Source organism: Acetobacterium tundrae (assembly GCF_008086615.1).
In the GTDB taxonomy this organism is placed as follows: domain Bacteria; phylum Bacillota; class Clostridia; order Eubacteriales; family Eubacteriaceae; genus Acetobacterium; species Acetobacterium tundrae.
Map to the genome: position 1 here is coordinate 1 of NZ_RXYB01000033.1, position 19,731 is coordinate 19,731.

The 19,731-nt window shown below is 37.4% G+C and carries 19 protein-coding genes and 7 tRNA genes; 3 read left to right on the forward strand and 23 right to left on the reverse strand.

Translation table 11 applies throughout. From position 1 onward, the window contains the following. The 10 genes from FZC40_RS16045 to FZC40_RS16090 all read right to left on the reverse strand — a co-directional run. The coding region (locus FZC40_RS16045; protein ID WP_148604593.1) for a GTP-binding protein at positions 1 to 418 on the reverse strand (418 nt) is incomplete at its 3' end. Between the two features lie 70 nt (positions 419 to 488). Further along, positions 489 to 564, reverse strand: a tRNA-Thr gene (locus FZC40_RS16050). Between the two features lie 11 nt (positions 565 to 575). After that, positions 576 to 660: transfer RNA gene (locus FZC40_RS16055), tRNA-Tyr, on the reverse strand. Between the two features lie 83 nt (positions 661 to 743). Next, on the reverse strand, positions 744 to 1,352 hold the full coding sequence (gene sigH, locus FZC40_RS16060; RefSeq protein WP_148606206.1) for an RNA polymerase sporulation sigma factor SigH: 609 nt from the start codon (positions 1,350 to 1,352) through the stop codon (positions 744 to 746). 12 nt (positions 1,353 to 1,364) lie between these two features. Further along, entirely contained in the window at positions 1,365 to 1,877 is a 513-nt protein-coding gene (locus tag FZC40_RS16065; RefSeq protein WP_207724287.1) for an NYN domain-containing protein, read from the reverse strand. Continuing rightward, positions 1,877 to 2,968 (reverse strand): 23S rRNA (guanosine(2251)-2'-O)-methyltransferase RlmB, encoded by a 1,092-nt coding sequence (gene rlmB / locus FZC40_RS16070; protein ID WP_148606208.1) that lies wholly within the window; start codon positions 2,966 to 2,968, stop codon positions 1,877 to 1,879. The genes FZC40_RS16065 and rlmB overlap by 1 nt, the downstream gene beginning before the upstream one ends. A 15-nt stretch (positions 2,969 to 2,983) precedes the next feature. Beyond that, entirely contained in the window at positions 2,984 to 4,189 is a 1,206-nt protein-coding gene (locus FZC40_RS16075; protein ID WP_148606210.1) for a THUMP domain-containing class I SAM-dependent RNA methyltransferase, read from the reverse strand. Between the two features lie 181 nt (positions 4,190 to 4,370). Next, the gene (gene hisS / locus FZC40_RS16080; RefSeq protein ID WP_148606212.1) at positions 4,371 to 5,606 is read right to left on the reverse strand and encodes a histidine--tRNA ligase; all 1,236 of its coding nucleotides are present in this window, start codon (positions 5,604 to 5,606) and stop codon (positions 4,371 to 4,373) included. Between the two features lie 13 nt (positions 5,607 to 5,619). Further along, positions 5,620 to 6,846, reverse strand: a complete 1,227-nt coding sequence (tyrS, locus tag FZC40_RS16085) for a tyrosine--tRNA ligase (RefSeq protein ID WP_148606214.1) — start codon at positions 6,844 to 6,846, stop codon at positions 5,620 to 5,622. 50 nt (positions 6,847 to 6,896) lie between these two features. Further along, on the reverse strand, positions 6,897 to 8,129 hold the full coding sequence (locus FZC40_RS16090; protein WP_243135850.1) for an AI-2E family transporter: 1,233 nt from the start codon (positions 8,127 to 8,129) through the stop codon (positions 6,897 to 6,899). A 192-nt stretch (positions 8,130 to 8,321) separates the two neighbouring features. On the opposite strand from FZC40_RS16090, the gene lspA reads away from it, so the two are divergent. Continuing rightward, a complete protein-coding gene (gene lspA, locus FZC40_RS16095) occupies positions 8,322 to 8,792 on the forward strand; it encodes a signal peptidase II (protein WP_148606216.1) in 471 nt (156 codons plus the stop codon). Between the two features lie 101 nt (positions 8,793 to 8,893). On the opposite strand, the gene FZC40_RS16100 is transcribed toward lspA, so the two are convergent. Both FZC40_RS16100 and ispE read right to left on the reverse strand, forming a co-directional pair. Further along, entirely contained in the window at positions 8,894 to 9,607 is a 714-nt protein-coding gene (locus FZC40_RS16100; protein WP_148606219.1) for a GntR family transcriptional regulator, read from the reverse strand. 11 nt (positions 9,608 to 9,618) lie between these two features. After that, complete coding sequence (ispE, locus tag FZC40_RS16105; protein WP_148606241.1) at positions 9,619 to 10,476, reverse strand: 4-(cytidine 5'-diphospho)-2-C-methyl-D-erythritol kinase; 858 nt, start codon at positions 10,474 to 10,476, stop codon at positions 9,619 to 9,621. 194 nt (positions 10,477 to 10,670) lie between these two features. Here ispE and FZC40_RS16110 point away from each other — a divergent pair, with 194 nt between their 5' ends. Both FZC40_RS16110 and FZC40_RS16115 read left to right on the forward strand, forming a co-directional pair. Next, positions 10,671 to 11,369, forward strand: coding sequence for a uracil-DNA glycosylase (locus tag FZC40_RS16110; protein ID WP_148606221.1), 699 nt, complete (start codon positions 10,671 to 10,673; stop codon positions 11,367 to 11,369). 161 nt (positions 11,370 to 11,530) lie between these two features. After that, positions 11,531 to 11,908 (forward strand): phosphatase PAP2 family protein, encoded by a 378-nt coding sequence (locus tag FZC40_RS16115; protein ID WP_243135851.1) that lies wholly within the window; start codon positions 11,531 to 11,533, stop codon positions 11,906 to 11,908. A gap of 186 nt (positions 11,909 to 12,094) precedes the next feature. Here FZC40_RS16115 and aroD read toward each other — a convergent pair whose 3' ends face one another. The 11 genes from aroD to FZC40_RS16170 all read right to left on the reverse strand — a co-directional run bounded on the left by aroD (position 12,095) and on the right by FZC40_RS16170 (position 19,683). Continuing rightward, positions 12,095 to 12,853 carry a type I 3-dehydroquinate dehydratase gene (gene aroD / locus FZC40_RS16120; RefSeq protein WP_148606225.1) on the reverse strand — a complete coding sequence of 253 codons (759 nt, stop codon included), beginning with the start codon at positions 12,851 to 12,853 and terminating at the stop codon, positions 12,095 to 12,097. Between the two features lie 38 nt (positions 12,854 to 12,891). Then, complete coding sequence (locus FZC40_RS16125; RefSeq protein ID WP_148606227.1) at positions 12,892 to 13,899, reverse strand: nucleoid-associated protein; 1,008 nt, start codon at positions 13,897 to 13,899, stop codon at positions 12,892 to 12,894. Between the two features lie 147 nt (positions 13,900 to 14,046). Continuing rightward, positions 14,047 to 14,123, reverse strand: a tRNA-Arg gene (locus FZC40_RS16130). A gap of 63 nt (positions 14,124 to 14,186) precedes the next feature. Then, a tRNA-Gly gene (locus FZC40_RS16135) sits at positions 14,187 to 14,261 on the reverse strand. 5 nt (positions 14,262 to 14,266) lie between these two features. Further along, a tRNA-Leu gene (locus FZC40_RS16140) sits at positions 14,267 to 14,351 on the reverse strand. A 120-nt stretch (positions 14,352 to 14,471) separates the two neighbouring features. Next, positions 14,472 to 15,164: a TrkA C-terminal domain-containing protein gene (locus tag FZC40_RS16145; protein ID WP_148606229.1), complete on the reverse strand. Its 693-nt coding sequence runs from the start codon at positions 15,162 to 15,164 to the stop codon at positions 14,472 to 14,474. 295 nt (positions 15,165 to 15,459) lie between these two features. Next, on the reverse strand, positions 15,460 to 17,964 hold the full coding sequence (locus FZC40_RS16150) for a Lon protease family protein (protein ID WP_148606231.1): 2,505 nt from the start codon (positions 17,962 to 17,964) through the stop codon (positions 15,460 to 15,462). A gap of 185 nt (positions 17,965 to 18,149) precedes the next feature. Further along, positions 18,150 to 18,224: transfer RNA gene (locus FZC40_RS16155), tRNA-Gly, on the reverse strand. Between the two features lie 238 nt (positions 18,225 to 18,462). Further along, on the reverse strand, positions 18,463 to 19,005 hold the full coding sequence (locus FZC40_RS16160; RefSeq protein WP_148606234.1) for a EutP/PduV family microcompartment system protein: 543 nt from the start codon (positions 19,003 to 19,005) through the stop codon (positions 18,463 to 18,465). A 15-nt stretch (positions 19,006 to 19,020) separates the two neighbouring features. Further along, entirely contained in the window at positions 19,021 to 19,395 is a 375-nt protein-coding gene (locus FZC40_RS16165; protein ID WP_148606236.1) for a BMC domain-containing protein, read from the reverse strand. A gap of 212 nt (positions 19,396 to 19,607) precedes the next feature. Continuing rightward, positions 19,608 to 19,683, reverse strand: a tRNA-Lys gene (locus FZC40_RS16170). Between the last annotated feature and the right edge of the window lie 48 nt (positions 19,684 to 19,731).

Here is a 19,731-nt window from a genome sequence, read left to right on the forward strand (position 1 = left end):
CTACTTTGTTTAAGAAAACAAGGATGTAGGGTACACCTACCTGACGGCTTAATAAAATATGTTCACGAGTTTGTGGCATGGGACCATCAGCAGCACTAACAACCAGGATGGCTCCATCCATTTGGGCCGCACCGGTGATCATGTTCTTGACATAATCCGCATGGCCCGGGCAGTCAACATGGGCATAATGGCGATTCGGTGTTTCATATTCAACATGGGCTGTTGAAATGGTGATCCCACGTTCTCTTTCTTCTGGGGCTTTATCGATGTTTTCGAATGCTACCGCTTCCCCTGTTCCAAATCGTTTGTTTAATACACATGTAATTGCTGCTGTTAATGTTGTCTTGCCATGATCGACATGTCCGATTGTTCCAACATTTACATGCGGCTTATTTCTTTCAAATTTTGCTTTTGCCATTTGTTCTTCTCCTTAACAATTAAATATTTATCGTTTTCTGCTATGTCAAATTTAATTAATGATATAAAAATGGAGCCCTCATCCGGATTTGAACCGGAGACCCCCACCTTACCATGGTGGTGCTCTACCTACTGAGCTATGAGGGCTTATAATAAAATGGTGGGAGAAGATGGATTCGAACCATCGTAGACGCCGTCAACGGATTTACAGTCCGCCCCCTTTAGCCACTCGGGCATTCTCCCACTTGCTTATTAATTCAGCTTCTCTATGATAATTTGTTTTTTCTCTTTTGTCAACTATTTTTTTCTATTCTTCTTTTTTTTCTTCACAAACGCTTGCCTATTTTCTTCTTAATCCGTTGTAATGCATTGTCCACCGATTTATTTCCGCAGGATAATGCCTCTGAAATTTCAAAATAAGAAGCTCCCTGAATATAATAAGACAGCACTTTTTTTTCAAAATCCGACAACTCTCTTCTCACATCTTCGATAAGTTGTTCAAATTCTTCCTTTTTAATTAATTTTGCGCCCGGTTCAACCGTTTTTTCTGCCGCCAACTGATCGATAATAATATTTAGTGGTTCTTCTTCTGAAACCGCAGTATAAATCGAAATAGAATCATTCAACGGTAAATGCTTTTTACGATTCGCTGAACTGATAGCGGTTTGGATTTGGCGTTCAATACAAAGGTTGGCAAAAGTTGAAAATTGGGTGTCACGATCCGAACGATAATCCCAAATTGCTTTTAGCAGCCCAATCATACCTTCCTGAATAAGATCTTCATTATCGCCACCCACCAAATAATAGGATCTCGATCGAATAAGAACATTTTTTCGGTATTTTTTCAAGAGGAACTGTTCTGCTTCCTTGTCCCCTTGTTGAGCGCTCTCAACAATTTCAAGCTCTGCAAATTTTTCATTATTTGTTTTTACCATTTTTTCCTCGTATCATTCCTTAATACGCATCTTTTTAAACTTTTCAAGGGTGTCTTCATCCATAAATTCACTTAAGGTCACGCCCTGTTTTTCTATGCTTTTTTTCTTTTCATCATGAAATTTTTTCAGTGTCATCGCCATGTCTTCGATCAGCTCTCTGGAAGGCACACGTTCTGCTCCACTTGCCAACACCATCCGCTGCAACGTATAATCAGATGTGACGACCCGTATCGTATATGCATTCGGCAGACTATATACCAATTTTTCTATATAGGCGTCTGCCGTTTTGTTTTTCTCTGTAAATACTACTTTAATTCTGCCGTGCATTTCTTCTCTTTTTTCCAAGGACTGCTGTTGATAGGCATCAAAAACAAGGATGGTTTCCCATCCTTTGAATCCGCTATACCCATTCAAAGCATCAATCAGTTTAACTCTTGCCTCTTCTAATTGAATTTCTGAAAGACGTTGCAAATCTTCTGAACCATGGATAACATTATAGCCATCCACAATCAATATGGTTTTCATTAGAAGCGTTGCTTAGCAGCTTCGGATAGAATAACAGCTGCCGCTGCAGATGCATTGAATGATTCAATTTCGCCATGGATTGGAATTGAAACGGTGAAATCACATTGTTTTTTAACATTTGCACTAATGCCGGCACCTTCATTTCCAATAATAATTGCCAATGAGCCTTTATAGTCTGCTTTATAATATGGCTGCCCATCCATGTCTGCCGCCATAATCCAAAAGCCTTTTTTCTTAAGATCTTCGATCACTTGGCTCAGATTGGTCACTTTAACAATAGGGGTATGAGAGACGGCTCCAGAAGAAGCCTTAACTGAAACTGCTGTTAACGATGCTGAACGACGGTTTGGTATAATAATCCCATCAGCACCGCAAAGATTGGCGCTTCGAATGATTGCACCCAGATTGTGAGGATCGGTGAGGTGATCAAGAATAACAATCAGTGGATCTCTTCCATTTTTCTTTGCATGATTTAAAATATCATCAATGGTGCTATAAGGAAACGGCGCCATCAGCGCAACGACTCCTTGATGCACCTCCCCTTCTGATAAATAGTCAAGCTTGGCTTTTTCAACTGAATGAATAATGATATTGCGTTTTTTTGCATTATCCATGATCTTTTTAAGCACATGATCCGTATTGTCCTTTAAAACCAATAATTTATCAATCTCTTGTCCTGATCGGAAGGCTTCCATTACTGGGTTTTTTCCGACAATGATAAATGTTTCTTCGGTAACACCCTCTTCTTCGCGATTAAATCCATCAAATTTATGTTGTGATTTACGATCATCAAAGCGGCGAGAATTTCGGTCTTCTTTCGGACCGCGCCCCTCGAATTTACGAGGCTTTCTATCATCTTGTTCTCCGCGTCCCTCGAATTTATGCGGCTTTTTATCATCTTTTGTGCCGCGTTCCTCAAATTTATGACTGCTTTTTCCTGTTTTAGGTCCATGTTCTTCAGATTTTCGTGGTTTCTTATCCCTTTTAGTCGAGAATTTTGATTCTCCGCCCTTTGTTTCACGATCATTCTTTTTTCCCCGTGGCTTATCATCTGTTTTGCCGTTTGTTCGGTTATTTGTTTCTCGTTTCATCTTTTCACCCATTCTTTATTTTACTATTTTTTCTGATTCTTCATTGACTTGATTCAGACTCTCAACTTCATTAACTGGTCTTCGTTTTCTAGGCGGCAATGGTCCATAATACTGATAATAATAGGTTTTAATATCCCCATTATAAAGTTTTCTATTTTTTGTCGATTTTTCACCAAAATATTTTTCAAACCGTTCATATCCCGAGATAATAAAATATGACCAATCCTCCAGACTTCTAAATACCTTACCCATGTCACGGTAAAGACGTTGAACTTCCTTTTCTTCCCCGATACGTTCTCCATAAGGAGGATTTGTAATAATAACGCCGTATTTTTTTTTCGTTATGACCGATTGGACCGGTAATTTTTGGAATGCGATATAGTCTGCTACCCCAGCTAGTTCGGCGTTGGTCCGTGCCTGTTTCAACGCATCAGGATCAACATCTGACCCTAATAGAAGAAATTCTTTATCATTGATCGCTTCTGTTGCTTCCTGTCGTGCTTGTTCCCACATTTCTTGAGGCATAAAATCCCAGTTTTCTGACACGAAATCTCGTTTCAATCCGGGCGCCATATTTTTTCCAATCATTGCCGCTTCTATTACAATCGTTCCCGACCCGCAAAGCGGATCAAGAAAATAACGATCTGGTCGCCAATGTGATAAATAGACCAGTGCCGCTGAAATAGTTTCCTTCAGTGGCGCTTCATTTCCATATTCTCGATACCCACGTTTATTCAGTCCCGAACCACTAGTATCTATCGACAAAGTCACTTCATCTTTAAGAATCTGAATATGAATAGGATATTTTCCACGATTTTCTTCGAACCAATCAACATGATATTTTGATTTCAATCGTTCAACCACTGCTTTTTTTACAATCCGCTGTCCATCCGATTTACTATAGAGAGTTGACTTCACACTGCTAATTTTTGCCGCAGGAAACTCACCATCAACTGGTATCCAGTCTTCCCATGGCAATGCCTTTGTTTTCTCAAAAAGTTCATCAAACGTTACGGCTTTGAAACGGCCTACTTCTAAAAGTACACGGTCTGCACATCTTAGCCATAAGTTTGATCGGGGAATTGCTTCCAACGGACCAGAATAGCGAATTTTCCCATTCTCTACCTCAGTGACTTCATAGCCTAATTTTTTTATTTCATCTTTAACCACGCTTTCAATCCCGAAAGCTACGGTAGCAATTAAATTTATTTTTTTTGACATTCATTTTTCCTTTATCTATATTTTTTCCGACTGCTAATATTACATTATAGCACATTTTCTTATTTACTTCTTAATATAAAATCAATTTGTTTAAAATAATAAAAAACACCCGCCCGGTTCACACAGCCGATGCAGATGTTTTACGATTTGATCACTCAATTAGCATTGTTTAACAGCAAGGTCAAAATGTCTTTATTTCTTTATCCCGGCCAAAAACCAGGAACCCTTGATAAGATCCGTTATTCCACGCAGCAATTTGCTTTCCAAATTTTTTCTTCATTGCGACTAGATTGACCAGATAACCTTTGTCTCGCCATGCATCCGCTTCAGCAATCACCTCATGAAACCTGTCATTCTGCGTTTCATAGAATATCACGATTGCTTTTTCCACTTTTTCGCCGTCTTTCTGTTCTTCCAAAAGAATCGAAATAATACGTTCAAATCCGATGGAAAAGCCAACTGCCGGAACGGAAACCTTATTGTATTTTCCAATCATATTATCATAGCGGCCGCCACCGGCAATGGAATAGCCATAAGGGCCATAGCTCACTTCAAAGATCAGGCCGGTATAATATCCCATCCCACGGATAAGAGAAAAATCAAAAACAACTTCAAATTCTTCTTTTGACAGAGTTTTCACTGCATTGATTACCTGGGTTAGTTCTTCAATAGCTTCTGGATCTTCCACCCATTGATTCAGATTCTCTAAATTAATACTAGCGACACAGGACATGAGACATTCGACTTTTTCTCGATCATGTCCCTTTTTTAGCAATTCCTGAGTGACGCCATCTGTCCCGATTTTGTCCAGTTTATCCAAAGAGATACACACGGTTCCAATGGATTCAGCTGCAAAGCCAGCTTTTCTTATCACGGCTCCTAATAACTGCCGATGGTTTACCTTAATCGTAAATCCTTTAAAGCCCATGGCTATCAATGCTTTAGCAGTCGTGTCCATTAACTCGATTTCGGCATTAATCGATGGATCTCCGATAATATCAATGTCGCATTGTTTGAATGATCGGAATCGTCCTTTCTGAGGTCGTTCTGCGCGAAAAACATTGCCAATTTGAATTGCTTTAAAAGGGCTTTCGAGCACTGCCTGGTTATTTGAATAAAATCGACTTAATGGCAATGTTAAATCAAAACGCAAACCCATATCACAAAGATCCAATACACTTGCATCTTTCGTTAAGTCCAGTTTTTCACCACGCTTTAAAATGGTAAAAAGCATTTTTAAGTTTTCACCGCCCTCACTGCCCAGCAACAACTCTAAATTTTCCATAATTGGTGTTTCTATTCGGCTAAACCCATGGGCGTGATATATTTCTAATATCTTTTGTTCCAACCGATCCCGAATTTTCATTTCATCCGGTAAAATATCCCTTGTTCCTCTAACAGGTTTTGAACTGATCATGTGTTGTCACCTTCTATACTAAATTAATTTGTTTGAATGCCTTCTTACCTTTTTTCAAGATAAGTTTTCCCGCTTTAAAATCACTGGCGGTGTAAATCGCTTTGGGGTCCAAAACTTTTTCACCATCAACAAAGATACCACCCTGCTGAATGAGACGGCGCCCTTCACTTCGAGTCGGTATGAGTTTGGCAACTTCCAATAACGAAAGAATGTCCATTCCTTCTGCCAATTCGTCTTTTGCCAATTCGATGCTTGGAATTTCCGCATTTCCCTGATCACCGGCGAAGAGCTTTCGGGCAGCATTTTGGGCTTCATGTGCGGCTTCTTCGCCATGAATCATTGCTGTCACCGTAAATGCCAAAATTTCTTTCGCCTGATTAATTTTTGCTCCTTCCAATGCACCCAATCGTCGCACCTCATCCATCGGTATGAATGTCAGCAATGCCAGGCATTTTTCGACATCCACGTCCGCAATATTGCGCCAGTATTGATAGAATTCATAAGGTGATGTTTTTTCAGGATCCAGCCACAAAGCGCCCTTGGCTGTTTTCCCCATTTTTATGCCTTCACTGGTTGTCAGCAATGAGAAAGTCATCCCATAGACCTGCTCTCCATCCTTTCGTCTGACCAGCTCAACCCCGGCAATAATGTTGGACCACTGATCATTTCCGCCAAACTGCATTTTGCAGCCTTGTTCTCTATGAAGAACATAAAAATCGTAGGCTTGCAATAGCTGATAATTGAATTCTAAGAAAGTGAGTCCCTTTTCCAAACGCGTTTTGTAACAGTCTGCCGCCAACATTCGATTAACCGAAAAATGTGAGCCGATATCTCTTAAAAAATTAATATAGTTGAGCGAAAGTAACCAATCCGCATTATTAATCATAACGGCTTTATCATTTTCGAAACTTAAGAACTTTTCAAACACTTTTTTAAATTTCTCACCATTCTCTTTAATACGCTCGGGCGTCATGACCTGACGCATGTCTGTTCGTCCTGAAGGATCTCCGATCATCGTCGTTCCTCCACCAATCAAGGCAATGGGGCGATGTCCATGCTGTTGCATATGGGCCATTACCATGATTTGTATGAAATGGCCGATGTGAAGACTATCCGCTGTCGGATCAAATCCGATATAAAAAGAAACGGATTCTTCTCCAAGCATTTTTTTTATTTCCTCTTCATGGGTGCATTGTTCAATAAATCCACGTTCTTTTAACACCTGAAATACATTCTCCATTATATTATATCCCTTCCTCAATTAACTTAAGTTACCCACTTATTATTTATCTAATTTTCACGATCATCGATCGGATTTTCAACTGCCAACTTATCTTTATGAAGTTCCCATCTTGTCAATGCCTCTTCTAAAAATACTTTAATGATCGCAAACACTGGAATCGCGATGAACATTCCCAATATTCCAAAAAGGCTTCCTCCGATAACCACACTAACCAAAATCCAAAATGGATTAAGTTTTACAATTTTTCCCAAAACATTTGGGGCAATAACATTTCCTTCCAATTGAAAAAGCACAATTACCCAAATACCAACCCATAAAGCTTTAATCGGATCATCAATGAGTGTGATCAAAACACTTGTTGTCCCGCCAATAATCGGGCCAAAATAAGGAATCATATTAGCAACTCCCAAAATCACTGCAAAGAGTGGTGCATAATCAACGCCAATAACCAATAAACCCAAATAATATAGGAAACCAACAAAAATGGATATCAGAATTTTGCCTGTGAAATATTTATAAAAAACATCATCAATCATAATGCCTGCCCAATGTGTTCCATTGTACAGTGTTTTATTCATAATTGCTTTTGCAAAGCGATCAACTTGCTCGATAATCCTTTCCGCATCCAACATCAGATAAAGTCCGATAAAAAAAACAATAAAAAAGGATACAATGAATTCCAGGGTTCCTTTAACAAACACTAATGCGACACTGCCAATATCACTGAGCGATTCGGGATTCGTTCCAAGATAAGCGGCAATCTGATTCATGATATCCTGCAGCGTAAAACTCTTAAATCCATCAATGGTATATTTTAAGCTAGACAGAACATCTTGAGTAGCGCCCCCTTGCAGAAGACTGTTCCCCAGAAAATGGTCAATGATTGCCAAATTTTCCGGCATTTGATTAACCAAACTTTTAAAACTACTTGCAACCGAAGGTATCGTGGCATAGAAAAAAAGAACAATCAATACGATTGTAATGATGTATATAATTATAATTGAAATCATCCGTACTGTTCGCGATTGGTTTTGACTCTTTGGAAAAATTTTAAAAATGAACTTTTCAATACTTCGCATCGGTCTAAAAAGAAAATAGGCTAAAACCCCCCCTAAAAGAACGGGCTCTAAAATAACAAAAACTCTGTGGCCACCTTTTATAAACGTACTTGCAATGATTCCAAAGTTATCCAGTATTTTATAAATGAGCAGTAATATTAATGCTCCCACTAAAAAATAACCATATTTCTTTATAAGTTCTTTATCAATTTTTAACTTCATCTTGTCCTCCAGTACTTTTTGCAGTCCGGTTTATATCTTAACATTTAACTTAAAAAATTTAAAGTAGTTTCAAATAGTTTCTTAAATTAAGATTAATCAAAAATAAAAGTTGCCAGAATTAAAGTTTTTCTTGTGTTTTAGAGCAAATTATCATATATTTTGTAGTGAACAAAACTTAATTTAGGAGAAATCATGATCTATTTAGCCATTATCCTTTTTGTTGTTTTTCTGGATCAGTATTCCAAATATTTGATTCTTACTCATATAGCACCTGTTAAAACCTTTCCCATCATACCCAATTTTTTTCATCTGACCTATGTTGAAAATACCGGAGCCGCCTTTAGTCTTTTTTCCGACATGCAATTTTTTCTGATTTTAATAACATTGATTTTTACTGGTATCCTGATTTTTTTTCTTTATAAAATTCCTAAGTACCGAGAGAATTTTTGGATTAATATTTCCCTCTCTTTTATCATTGGAGGGGCAATCGGCAATTTAATTGATCGAATCCGATTGCATTATGTTGTTGATTTTCTGGATTTTCGAATGATCAAATTTGCCATTTTTAATTTTTCTGATGTGTTTGTTGTGTGCGGGAGTATTCTTCTTGTAATTGCTTTACTTGCAAACAAAAACTTTTTTGAAAACAATGACCTCAAATAGATTTTTGTTTTAGCCCAACCATGTGAAAACGCCAAGTGCGAAATGAGCATTTGCAGGCATCTGCCTCATTGCTTTTCCGTAAATCAACGAATGAGCCCTTATTATAAGGCCCATTCGTTTTTATTTTTGTCGTTTTTTACAGCATATAGTACTTGCAGCATATCGTCCCCGGTCGAATGAATATGCTCAGAAACTGCTGCTTTAGCCAAAGCACTCTCACCATTTTCAATTTTTTTAATAATTTCCATATGTTGATCCACTAAGGGCGTCTTGTCTTCAATTCGATGTACATATTCTGCTCTAAAACGCTGCATCTGTTCTCTTAAGCTATTGATCATTGCCAAAAGTTTTTTATTTCCAGATGCTTCATAAATGATATCATGGATGTCCATATCATTTTTTATAATGCCCGCTTCGTCATTTGCCAAAGCTGACTCACCGAATCGACGATTCGCATCATATAATTTTTCTATTTCTTCTTCTGTTGCATTCATAGCTGCAAGTTCAGCCGCCAATTCCTCCAAGGCTCTACGAATTTCCATCATTTCTTTCAGGTCATTTACCGACATCGGAGTAACATACGCTCCCCTCCTAGGAACCATTTTTACCAAACCCTCCAGTTCAAGCTTTCTAATCGATTCTCTGACTGGCGTTCTACTCACTCCCATTTCTTCAGCCAAGCGAACTTCCATTAAACGTTGTCCCGGCTGGAGTTCCCCAGTAATGATCGCGCAACGGATTGTTTCAAAGACAATTTCACGTAATGGCTTACAAGAACTTATATCAAGGGTTAATCCTTTCTTTTCATCTAACATATCATTTCTCCTCAATTTTCACTTATTTCACTAAAAAAGCACTTTGAGTATTTTTGATTAAATACTTTCCATACCATCTCAGCCAATTTCTTTTCCTGAAAATAACCCACTACTGTCGATCCGCTGCCTGTCATAATGGCGGCTAAAGCTCCATTTTTCAGCAAGTCTTTTTTTATTTCACAAATTTCCGGATACTGTTCAAACGCCACTTCTTCAAAAACATTGCCCATCACAACCTTTAATTCTGCATAATTTTCTTCTTTGAGCAATTGGACGACAGCCGATACATCTGGATGATTTTTTATCTCTCTTTGATCCAATTTCTTAAATGCCCAGGGCGTCGATATATTCACATTCGGTTTTATCACCACAACATACAATTTTTTCATTGCCGGTAACGGCGTTATTTTTTCACCGATACCCTCTACTAATGCTGTTCCGCCAATAAGACAATAGGGTACGTCTGCACCTATTGTCGCACCAATCTCTAAAAGATCTATTGTTGACAGGTTCAAGTTCCAAAGAATGTTTAGCCCTTTCAATGCCGCCGCCGCATCACTGCTTCCGCCCGCTAAACCGGCCTGAGAAGGAATTCTTTTTTCTATATGTATTTTGACTCCATTTTTTACATTTAATCGCTTTTGCAGTTTTCTCAATGCTATGATAACCAGATTTTTTTCATCTAATGGCATCTGATTATTATCCGAGGTTAACGAAATGCCTTCCTGACTGGTCTCAAAGGTTAATGTATCTTCAAGATTAATGGAATGATTAATCATTTTCATTTCATGATAGCCATCTTCACGTATACCGGTCACATCAAGCGTTAGATTCACCTTTGCTTTGGCTTTTACAACGACCTTATCCATTTTTTCTCCCTTTGCACTAATAATCGCTTGTAATATTGTATACATTATCCATTATAACATAATCCCTCCACCTTGTGAATGACAAAAATCATGATTGAAACCCTCTTTATTTAGTGTATAATTTAATCATAACAATTTACGAACGACTTTTTCATGTTAACACAACAGCAAATACTTTTTCAGGAGAATTAATTATGTCACTTCATATTAATAACGATTGGGAACTTCCCATTCAAAACGAACTTAAAGAAGATTATTATTCTAAACTGCGGCAATTTTTAATAACCGAGTACCGAAGCCGTTTAGTCTATCCTCCAATGGAAGATATCTTTAATGCCTTTCACTATACCTCATACTCTAAAACAAAGGTATGTATTATCGGGCAGGATCCTTACCATGGTTCCGGACAGGCTCATGGTCTTTCTTTTTCAGTGAAACCCGGTGTTCAGATTCCGCCTTCCCTATTGAACATCTACAAAGAATTGTCAGCAGATCTGGATTATCCCATCCCCAACCATGGTTGTTTGAAAAGATGGGCTGACCAGGGCGTTCTTCTTCTGAATGCCGTTCTTACCGTTCGTGCCGGTCAAGCCGGTTCTCACCGCAATATGGGCTGGGAAATATTTACAAGCCATATGATTCAAGCTTTAAATCAACGGGAAGAACCGGTTATTTTTATTCTTTGGGGAAAAGACGCACAAAATAAACGTTCGCTGATCACCAATCCCCAACACCCCATCATCGAATCATCTCATCCCAGTCCGCTTTCCGCCCACCGTGGTTTTTTTGGCAGTCGTCCTTTTTCGCGCGCCAATGCACTGTTGATCAGCCGTGGTATTGAACCGATTGATTGGCAAATAACGGATATTGACAATGATGGTAAATCAAACTGATGGACTTAAACATCTTAATTTGGATCCATAACCATCTCGTTTTCAACGGTCTCAATCCTTTCTTTGTTTTTATCACAAATTTTGGAGATCACGGCATCTTTGGTTTTTTTCTTTCTTTTTTGCTTATGATAAAAAAGGAGACTCGGTTAACAGGTGTGATTATGCTTGCGGCCTTGCTATTGAGTGTCTTTCTTGTGAATCTGACACTTAAACCCCTTGTCGCCCGTCAGCGGCCCTTTACGTTTTACGATATTAACCTTATTTTGCCTAAGCCAAATGATTTTTCATTTCCCTCTGGTCATAGTTCTTCAGTTTTTGCCTACACCTGGGCATATTTTATAACCCGTAAGAACAATTGGCGTTGGGGGCTTTTAGTTTTTGCGATTCTTGTCGCTTATTCTCGACTTTACCTTTTTGTTCATTATCCCACCGATGTTCTAGCTGGTATTGCGATTGGCATCCTATGCGCCTATCTTTCCAGATGGCTGGTTGAAAAATTCAAAGACAAACCCTGGATGGTCAGATTTCTGACATCCTGAGAGCCGCACCGAAAAAACTCAACAGTGATCAAATTTCATAGTAGCACTTTGATGCAAAACGATATTTTAAAAGGTCAGTTGATTATTTATTGTGTTTCCTAGAAGCAAATACAATAAACAGCCAATTGACCTTTAGTTTTTGGTTTTGGTTTAGCGACACAGCGATTTTCTGTTTTAATCAAAAGTCTATGCTAACCCCAATTTTTCTCTGAGCGCGATTATTTCCACAAGATTCATCTGTCCCGGAGCTGTTTTTCCGGTTCCCAGCACATAGGTCATTGAACCGCCACAAAGTTCTGGAGCGATCCTGGTGATTCCACCGAGACTCCCCATCGCAATGCTGATCATCGGCGATTTTGATCCTTCATTATGTAATAGGTTAGCTATTATTAAGTGACGGATATCTTCTGACGTATGAGGCATTACTGCTAATTTAAGCACATCTGCATTTTTTGTTTCCATCGACAGATATATTTTTTCTATTTCCTGGCTGTTTGGCGTACAATTAAAATTATGATGAGATGCAATCCATTGCGTCCGATTGTTTTTAATGACATCCCTAATTCTTGCTAAAAAAAGATCATTGCTTTCCAGTTCAATATCCACATAATCTGCCACATCACTTTCGATGGCTGTTTTTATTGATGCTTCCCGAATGGCATCTGCCGTTTCATAAGCGCCGCCTTCAAGATGACTTCGATAAGTGTAAATCAGTCCCTGGGTTTTCATTCTTTTTTTTATCTCATTTAGAATATTAAATTCCTCTTCTGGCTTGAGGATTGCTCCTTTCATAAAATAGTCGCGACGCCATTCTAAAAAATCACATCCATTTTCTACTGCCGCTTCCACGTCTGCCAACAATTCACTTTTATCTGCGCTTATTAAAGGAATACATGAAGCAAACTTATTTTTTTCGATTAATTTAATTTCGTTTTTGATATTCATATCTGTTTTTCTCCTTCACATCTATTGGCTTTTTCATTTTATTTATGATTTAACAATCCGATGTTTTTAATTTCAACAGAAATTGTGCCGTCCGGGTTGTTTTTGAACTCAATAATATCATGTCTTTTTAATTGCTCCGTTGGAATGCATATTTCAATTCCTGTATCTGTCACAAATTTCTGTTTTCCAAAAATTTTCTTTTCAATATTTTGAGTCATCTGAACTTTTTTTTCATACAGTCCTTTTTGTTCTAAGCTTTCTTTGAATTTTTCCTGAATCGTTTCGTCACCATCAAAAACTACTTTTGCGATATTTTCAATATTAATTTCACTCTCTGCTTCGTAATCATCTGCGATCACAGTTTTAACTGTATTCAATTTTTCATAATCGCCACCGTACTCTTTTCCAATAACTTCCTTCACGGTTTTTTCTACAATTTCAAAGGCTTCCTTTTCCGATATTGCCGGTTCGCAAAAAAGTAATTGCGTTGAAATATAAAAATCTTTTTCATTGTTAATGAGATATTTTTTTTCTTTTAATAAAATTTCATCCGTTGTCAAATTAATGAGTGCAAATTCATCTAATTTCTGACTTTCAGTGGGCAGCACACATGGCTGAACGATGATATCATTAGTCAATCCATTATCCGTATTCACATAATGGATATATCCCAGTTTATAATTAAACTTGAATATTCCAAGGTAATTCTCATGATTCATTTCAAAATCCACAAATACGAGATCGGCTGAAGGGATCTCAATGTTTTCAATCATGTAATCAAAAAATAGTTGTGCTATTTCACTACTTACTCGCACCAACTCATGAGAATTCTTTCGATAATCCTGGATTCGTTCTTTAAACTGACTTCCCGCTCTAAAAATGGTTCGCTTGATATCAGTATCTTTTATTGATCTTTGGACATGCCTTTCAATATAGTCTTTAACCGTCAGTGTCATATTTAATAACGTATCCGATAATATCGGGATACTCGCATTCGTATCCAAAACATGTAAAATTGATTTATTAATCGTAATTTCTATATTCATTGTGCTCCTCATTCTGTTTTTACAATAAATTTTAACATATCTGACTTAATAGGTTCTCTATTTAGTTGGTTCATCACCGATCCGAAAAAAAAGAATCACCATCATTGATGGTGATTCTAGCCAGATTGCTCTGATTATGTTTATAAGTGGTGCGCCATGGGGGACTCGAACCCTCAACCTACTGGTTCGAAGCCAGGCACTCTATCCAATTGAGCTAATGGCGCGCATAAGTTGATTAAAAAGAATAACTTAGACAATGTCTAAGTTCTCCCAAATCTATTAAATTTTGGAGCGGAAGACGAGATTTGAACTCGCGACCCTCGCCTTGGCAAGGCGATGCTCTACCACTGAGCCACTTCCGCTTAATTGGTGCGGATGAAGGGACTTGAACCCCCACATCGTAAGATACTAGATCCTAAGTCTAGCGCGTCTGCCAATTCCGCCACATCCGCATAACAGTGCTACAAACAGGAATTAAATAACTGTTTTCTGTAACGTGCTTGATTATAATAACAAACTCTGTCCCCTTTGTCAATCACTTTCATGATTTTTTTAATTATTTTATGTAGTTTTTAAATTTTGTCTTTGAAAAGATTCATGATTTCATCCTTTGGTCCATAAACAAAAATCCGGTCTCCCTGTTTAATCTGATCTGTTGCAATGACATGATCAATAATCGTATTTCCTCGTTTAATCAATAGTACATTCAATTTATACGTATGTCTAAAATTCATTTCCAATAATGTTTTTTTGTCAATTTCAGGCGGAATGCATGTTATAAATATTTCAGCAATCAATTTATCATGCAGCATTTCTAAAATTCGCACATTATTGTAAAAGGCGCCTTTGGACTTGTTTCTAGCCAGTCTCTCGACCAATCTGTCAAATTTTCCGATGATCCATTTTGACCGGGTTATGACAATAATAATAACCAGAAAACCAAGCGAATATAAAATTGTCCATCCATTAAATTGATCGCCAGATGAGCGAATAAACAAATTCACTAAAATTGAAACACTCGTCACCGCAAAAAGATACCCAAAAACCATCATAATTCGGGCTAAATGTCGCCGTGCTGTTGAATTAAGAATGAGTTCACTTTCTTTTGTAGTGAATCCACTGTTTGTCATACAAGAAATGGCCTGAAATCTAGCCTTATCCTCTCTTAATCCCGTCAACCGAAAGAGCACCGTAAATATTTCAATCACTGCCAAATATGCAATGACCAAAATAAAAAAGCTGACCAGTGATAAATTAAGCCCCATTGAGTTTCCTTCCTAACTAAATGCATACTAAGCACATTTTCTCTTCATCCATTATCATAAATCATGCTAATTTCATTTTGTATTTTATTATATTCTAAATCACTATTTTTGTCATTATTGTTTTAACATATTAACTCTATTTAAGCTGTGCATTTGTTTGTATGCTTTAAACTTAATAGAAAAAGGTAAAAAACCGTTTTTCAATCATCTACCTTTTTCTTCCAAATAGCCTGCTGCTGATTACTTCAAACTTTCTAAATGCTCTTTCCAGTCTCAGGAAATATCAGTGTCACTATCAATTCTGCTGCTCTTCTTCTATAGAAAAGTAGCTTGGTTCCTCTGATGAATTTTCTAATACTTTATTGTATTCCTGAAGTTTTTGATCAACGTTATAAAAAACACTTCCCTCCGGATAAGTTCCGTCCTCACCAATCTCACCGGCCGGCATTCCGCTTAATAATTCCAGCCCTTCATCGATGTTTGATATTGCATAGATATGAAATCGATCTTTTTTCACAGCCTCCAGGACTTCATCCTTTAACATCAAATTATTAATATTACGTACCGGAATAATAACCCCCTGTTCACCTGTCAAACCGATTGCATTGCATATATCGAAGAATCCTTCAATTTTTTCATTTACGCCTCCGATTGGCTGAATTTCGCCTCTTTGATCCACCGAGCCGGTAACCGCAATGCCTTGCTTCACTTTAATGCCAGCCAGACTTGATATAATTGCATAAAGTTCGGAACTGGATGCGCTGTCCCCTTCAACATCTTCGTAAAGCTGTTCAAATGTTACCTGAGCTGTAAATCCCAGCGGTTTATCCTGGGCAAGCTTTCCACCAAGATATCCGGCAAGCGTAAAAACACCTTTTGAATGAATATTCCCACTCATCTCTGTTTCCCTTTCAATATCAATAACACCACCACGTCCGACATGTGTTATGGCAGTAATCCGAGCCGGCAGTCCAAAAGAATACCCGCCCGTTTGTATAACGAAAAGACCATTTACTTGTCCAACTGCAGTTCCATCGGTATCAATAATAATTTTCTTTTGCAGTATTTCTTCCTGGATTTTTTCTTCCAGCTCGTTAAAACGATAGCTTCGCTCTGATATTGCTTTTTTTACATGCTTCATGTCCACAAACTCAGACTCTTCCGCTTTTGCCCATGTTATTGCCTCATAGACCACTTCTCTGATGTCACCAAACAGTGTCGAAAGTTTATTCTGATCACCCGCCACCCTGGAACCATATTCAATAATTCCAGCCAAACCCGCCTGATTAAAATGTTTTAACCCTTCCTTATGACAAATTGAACTGACAAATGAAACATACTTATGCAGATTTTCAGAATTTCGAGTCATTTCATAATCAAAATCTACTTTAATCTTGAAGAGTTCTCTAAAATCTTCATCTCCAGATAAAATCTGATAGTAAATAGGGCTTCCTATCAGTATAACCTTCACCTTCAACGGAATCGGTTCGGGCTTTAATGTCAAAGTGGGCACCGTTCTATATTGCTCGCCAATATTTTCTACAACCGCCTGCTGGTATTTAAGAATTTTCTTCAGGGCACTCCAAACAAACGGATCCGTCAATATATCCTTAGCTTGTAAAACAAGATAACCACCATTAGCAATATGAATTGCTCCCGGCTTCACCAGTGTAAAGTCCGTATTCATAACCAATATCTGGCTTTTATACTCAATTTTTCCAAAAAGATTATAATAGTATGGATTCGATTCAATAACGATAGGAGCTCCTTTTTGTTTTTCATTATTAACAAACAAGTTAACTTTATATTGGGAAAAGGAATTCGATTCCTCCAGACCGGTAAAATAATTCGGTCCATACGGATTCGATCCGCCTTTATCAGCATCCTCATTTTCTTCCTGATATTGAGAAGTAGATGTGCGTTCTGTAAATGGTTCTTGTTTTTTAAAGATGTTATACCTATCTGCAACATCATTTAACACTTTATCCAGATATTCAACAATCATCGGTATTCCGCTGTACTTCTCTTTTAATATTTGAATTATTGGCTCGGCAGTAATAAGAGCAATTTCTCGATCTAATTCAAACATCTGCTCCATTGCCTTTTTTTCGAATTTCTGACCCTCGGCCAGTATTTTATCAAGTTTGTTTACCAGAGCATATCTCTTTTCACTTATTTCATGACGTTCCTGATCCGATAGTTTTTCATATTCCTCTGGTAACATCGGTCTGCCATCCTGAATCGGTATAAATATAAACTTCGTGGCTGATGGTTTTACACTGAATCCTTCCTCAAATGATTTTTGTTGAATTACCTGAAACAGTTCTGCCATTTTTACCTGGAAAGCACTAAAGATCCGATCTCTTTTCAGGTCATAATCACTGCTTTTAAAAGCTTTTCTGATGGCATTTTTAAGTTCAGATATTAATTTTTCCATATCTATCTGAAATTCACGTCCCTGGCCTGCTGGCAAAGAGACTGCTAATGGTTTGTCTTTATTGATGAAATTATTAATATAACACCAGTCATTCGGTGTCCTACGGCCAATTGCTACCTGTGAAACCACTTCTTTTGTATAGTCGTTTTTACCAGTTCCAGGCGGTCCTACAACAAAGATATTATAACCATCTGCATCCATTGCGAGGCCAAAATGCATCGATTTTACTGCCCTATCCTGACCTAAGATCACATCAAGCGGTGATACATCCAATGATGTCTTAAAAAATTTCAATTCATCTTCATAATTACAAACTTTTTTTAACTTTTCTAATGGCACCAAGCATTGATCTTCGCATTTCATATACAACCCACCTTTTGCTTATTTTATTCTTTATATACCCGCTAATTGCAAATAATGATAGGATACTTTTATTTTTAATTAAAATACCTTACTTTTAAAAATAAAGTCAATAATACGTAAAAAGAGTGTAAAATTGTTATTAACAACTTTACACTCAGTATCTGGATTGCTTTCTTATCGCATTTTGGAGCGGAAGACGAGATTCGAACTCGCGACCCCCGGCTTGGGAAGCCAGTGCTCTACCACTGAGCCACTTCCGCAACATTATAATTATAACAATAATTATCTTTTACTGCAAGCTTTTAATCAACTTTTTTACATGCTTTTTACGGTATTCCTTAAATCCTTTTTTAACAGTTCTCAATCAATTATTTTTCGTCCCATTATACAAGTGACTTTAAAAAATATTTATCTGTTTACATGCTGTAAATTCAGACAACATATAATCAGATAAATAACTGCTCTTAACATTTGGTACCAGTGCTTCTGAAATTTTTGTTACGAGACTTTCATAATATCATCAAAGGCTTCTTCTAAAATCGTTACACTTTTTGTAGAAAAAACAACTCTAGGTTTTTCGGCATCCTCTTTTTTATCCCAAGGTAACATATCTCCATCCTCACGAAGATATTCCAGTATTTCCCAAATTCCTTCACCAGTGTACGAGCTTACTTTGAATATTTTTTCGCAACCCGCCAGTTCAAGCCATTCCACCCCTTGATCAGGATTGGCTCCTTCAGCATCAATCTGTGTAACAATACCAATAACTGGTCGATTGGCTACCGCAGCAACACAGGGTGGATAAAGCGAATATGGCTCCGTTGCATTAATTAATAAAGCTACAATGTCTGCTTCATATGAATATAAGGCCAATGCATGACTTAAGGTATTGTTCTCTGCATATTCCCCTGGTGTATCAATAACAACGTCATAATGATTGACATACTGTGTTTTTTCATAATGTATTTCTTTTCCTTTTAATGCTTGTCTCAGTGTTGTTTTTCCACACTCACTTCGACCGATCAAAATCATTTTTTTCATGTTTCGCCTTCATTTTTAAGTTTTTGTAATTTCGCAAACCGTAAATTTCAATGTGTCTCTGAGATAAGCCAGAATCGTTTTAATTGCCGAATCAACCTCAGATATTCTTCCCGTAAACATTAGTGTACCACTAAACCGATCGATAAAGCCCATTTCAATAACTGATGTTTTAATTGCCAAATCTCCTGCAATTACCGAAACTTCAGAAGGTGTTATGCTTAATATACCAATAGCTGCCTTTTGATAATCAATACTGGGATTTAATCCTAATTTTTTATATACTATTTCATCTGGGCTTGCAATAATATGAGCCAGCGTTACTTGTTTGCCCGGAACAGTCTCTTGGATAATTCTCAGTTTTCCTTCATTTGTATCTAAAACGCCATTCATTCTAATAGCCTCCTTCCACTCAAATTAATAATTATTTAACAACATAACCATTTTACAATTATATCATGCAGGCTATAAAAATAAATGGAGTTACTGGTCTTGTACAAGTATTTTTTTTGCTTTTTTATATGAACTCGTCCATCGTTCAAATCACAAATAAGTTAATCCAAAAAATAAAAAAACCGCAATCTCTTGCAGTCCTATTTTTAAAATGGTGACCCATGGGCGACTTGAACGCCCGACACCCTGATTAAAAGTCAGATGCTCTACCAACTGAGCTAATGGGTCATAAAATATTTAATTGTGTTTGTCTTCATACGTTGATGTAATCCAGTT

What these genes read in the sequence shown, in the direction of transcription:
- sigH (WP_148606206.1), bottom strand. Translation starts at nt 1,352, where the DNA reads ATGGTAAAAACAAATAATGAAAAATTTGCAGAGCTTGAAATTGTTGAG.
- FZC40_RS16065 (WP_207724287.1), bottom strand. Translation starts at nt 1,877, where the DNA reads ATGAAAACCATATTGATTGTGGATGGCTATAATGTTATCCATGGTTCA.
- rlmB (WP_148606208.1), bottom strand. Translation starts at nt 2,968, where the DNA reads ATGAAACGAGAAACAAATAACCGAACAAACGGCAAAACAGATGATAAG.
- FZC40_RS16075 (WP_148606210.1), bottom strand. Translation starts at nt 4,189, where the DNA reads ATGTCAAAAAAAATAAATTTAATTGCTACCGTAGCTTTCGGGATTGAA.
- hisS (WP_148606212.1), bottom strand. Translation starts at nt 5,606, where the DNA reads ATGATCAGTTCAAAACCTGTTAGAGGAACAAGGGATATTTTACCGGAT.
- tyrS (WP_148606214.1), bottom strand. Translation starts at nt 6,846, where the DNA reads ATGGAGAATGTATTTCAGGTGTTAAAAGAACGTGGATTTATTGAACAA.
- FZC40_RS16090 (WP_243135850.1), bottom strand. Translation starts at nt 8,129, where the DNA reads ATGAAGTTAAAAATTGATAAAGAACTTATAAAGAAATATGGTTATTTT.
- lspA (WP_148606216.1), top strand. Translation starts at nt 8,322, where the DNA reads ATGATCTATTTAGCCATTATCCTTTTTGTTGTTTTTCTGGATCAGTAT.
- FZC40_RS16100 (WP_148606219.1), bottom strand. Translation starts at nt 9,607, where the DNA reads ATGTTAGATGAAAAGAAAGGATTAACCCTTGATATAAGTTCTTGTAAG.
- ispE (WP_148606241.1), bottom strand. Translation starts at nt 10,476, where the DNA reads ATGGATAAGGTCGTTGTAAAAGCCAAAGCAAAGGTGAATCTAACGCTT.
- FZC40_RS16110 (WP_148606221.1), top strand. Translation starts at nt 10,671, where the DNA reads ATGTCACTTCATATTAATAACGATTGGGAACTTCCCATTCAAAACGAA.
- FZC40_RS16115 (WP_243135851.1), top strand. Translation starts at nt 11,531, where the DNA reads ATGCTTGCGGCCTTGCTATTGAGTGTCTTTCTTGTGAATCTGACACTT.
- aroD (WP_148606225.1), bottom strand. Translation starts at nt 12,853, where the DNA reads ATGAATATCAAAAACGAAATTAAATTAATCGAAAAAAATAAGTTTGCT.
- FZC40_RS16125 (WP_148606227.1), bottom strand. Translation starts at nt 13,899, where the DNA reads ATGAATATAGAAATTACGATTAATAAATCAATTTTACATGTTTTGGAT.
- FZC40_RS16145 (WP_148606229.1), bottom strand. Translation starts at nt 15,164, where the DNA reads ATGGGGCTTAATTTATCACTGGTCAGCTTTTTTATTTTGGTCATTGCA.
- FZC40_RS16150 (WP_148606231.1), bottom strand. Translation starts at nt 17,964, where the DNA reads ATGAAATGCGAAGATCAATGCTTGGTGCCATTAGAAAAGTTAAAAAAA.
- FZC40_RS16160 (WP_148606234.1), bottom strand. Translation starts at nt 19,005, where the DNA reads ATGAAAAAAATGATTTTGATCGGTCGAAGTGAGTGTGGAAAAACAACA.
- FZC40_RS16165 (WP_148606236.1), bottom strand. Translation starts at nt 19,395, where the DNA reads ATGAATGGCGTTTTAGATACAAATGAAGGAAAACTGAGAATTATCCAA.